The organism is Micromonospora sp. NPDC047707, assembly GCF_040704235.1.
Lineage (GTDB): Bacteria > Actinomycetota > Actinomycetes > Mycobacteriales > Micromonosporaceae > Micromonospora.
This window is the reverse complement of the sequence record NZ_JBEYSU010000140.1, coordinates 1-1,650: the sequence shown is the minus strand read 5'-3', so window position 1 is coordinate 1,650 and position 1,650 is coordinate 1. Positions and strand designations below refer to the sequence as shown.

The 1,650-nt window shown below is 68.5% G+C and carries 1 protein-coding gene; it reads right to left on the bottom strand.

All coding sequences use genetic code 11. The features are described from left to right. Nucleotides 1–13: 13 nt before the first annotated feature. Nucleotides 14–1,405: an NF041680 family putative transposase gene (locus tag AB0873_RS32480; RefSeq protein ID WP_366604616.1), complete on the bottom strand. Its 1,392-nt coding sequence runs from the start codon at nt 1,403–1,405 to the stop codon at nt 14–16. Nucleotides 1,406–1,650: the final 245 nt, after the last annotated feature.

Genomic DNA, 1,650 nt, shown 5'->3' with positions numbered 1-1,650 from the left:
CTGAGCTTGATCTTTAACCTGTGCGCTGTTTACGTGCGGTGATGCTCAGGTCACGCTTGACGGTTTTACCGACGTCGTGGCGGGGTGCTGGTCTACGGTTTCGTGATCCGTACGGGCGTCCAGGGCCTGGTCTGCTGGGTTTCGGCGCACTTGCGGGCAGGGTGGTCTTCGGGCGCAGGTTCCGAAACCCCCGACGGACCCGGGCGGGAGTGAGCCGGTCAGGTGCCGTTGGCCGCTCCCACGGTCGACGCAGGTCCGCGACGAGGGGTCGCGCGAGGCGTAGCTGAGTGTAGGCGGCGATGATCAGCCAGGTCCACCGGTCAGCGGCTTCGGTGGTGCGGATCTTCGGCCGAGTCCATCCCAGGGTCTGTTTGAACAGGCGAAACGTGTGCTCGAGGTCGAATCTGCGGAGGAAGGCCTGCCACCAGTGGTCGACATCGGCGGTGGTGGCGTTGGTGGCGGAGCACCACAGCCAGACCGGTTTGGGGTCACGCTCGCCGGGCAGGTGCTCGACCTGTAGCCGGATGAGGGTGCCGGTGATGATCGGCAGGTCACCGTCGTGGTCGATCCAGCAGGTGCGGCGGGTCAGCCTGGGGTGCAGCTGGTCCCAGCTGTCGGCTTGCGCGGTGCCGTAGCGGCTGGTCGGGGTGAGGGTGGTGTGTTGCGGCGCGGGCCAGGTGGCCGGGTCGTTGCAGGCGAACTCGGCGCCGTGTTTGCGGGGACGGCCGGTGGCGCCCGGCTGCCTGGTCGGCTTGGGAAACCGTAGGACCCGGTCCGAGCGGATCCGGCCGACCAGGAGCACGGGCAGGTCGGACAGCACCCAGGCCAGCCGGGCGGTGTCGTAGCCGGTGTCACAGACGATCAGGATGTCAGGGTCGCCGGGCCGCCAGTGCCCGGCGCGGATCAGCCGGTCGATCAGCTGCCGGAGTTGGTCGGCGGTGACTGCGGTGGCGTCGTCGGCCGGGTCCAGCCGCACCGCGTCGAGCACCTGCGTCCACGATGTGCGGCCTGGTTCCAAGGCGGCGACGAACGAGTACGGCCAGCCGGGGATCATCTGGGCGGAGCCTCTGCCGCGGCCATAGACGTGGCAGAACAGGCGGTCCGGGCTGGTGGCCGCGTCCGGGCGCAGCCAGTTGCTGACGTCAACGGCGAGCATGATCCGCCCGTCGACGGCGCGGGGCAGCGCCAACCCTGCGAGGGTCACCCGCAGCCGGCCGACATCAATCCCGCCAGCGCCCAAAGCGTCGTAGAGGGCGCCGTGACCACGGCGATGCTCGGCGGCCAACGACAGGTCGACCAGGCTGGTCACGGGCCCTCCCGAGCACAGCAACGCGTCGGTGAGCTCGAACAACGCGTCCGCCCGACGTGGCAGACACCGGTAGAAGTCCCGACGAAACCCCGCCAACCTCGCCGCTGAATCCTCGGCCGACCTGACCGCCGACGTGTCAGAGGGGACGGGCGTGTCGGGCAACACGAGGCCACCCAGGTGGTCCAAAATCGTGGCCACGGCCACCGCCTGTTCTGTTCTTCGCGTCCTTGCAGGGAACGTGAAGGATCATCAGGTGGTGGCCGGTTTACGTCTCCATGACACGCCGAGTCCACACAGGATCAGCGCCCCACACGGGCGCCGAGGTTAAAGAACAAGCTGAG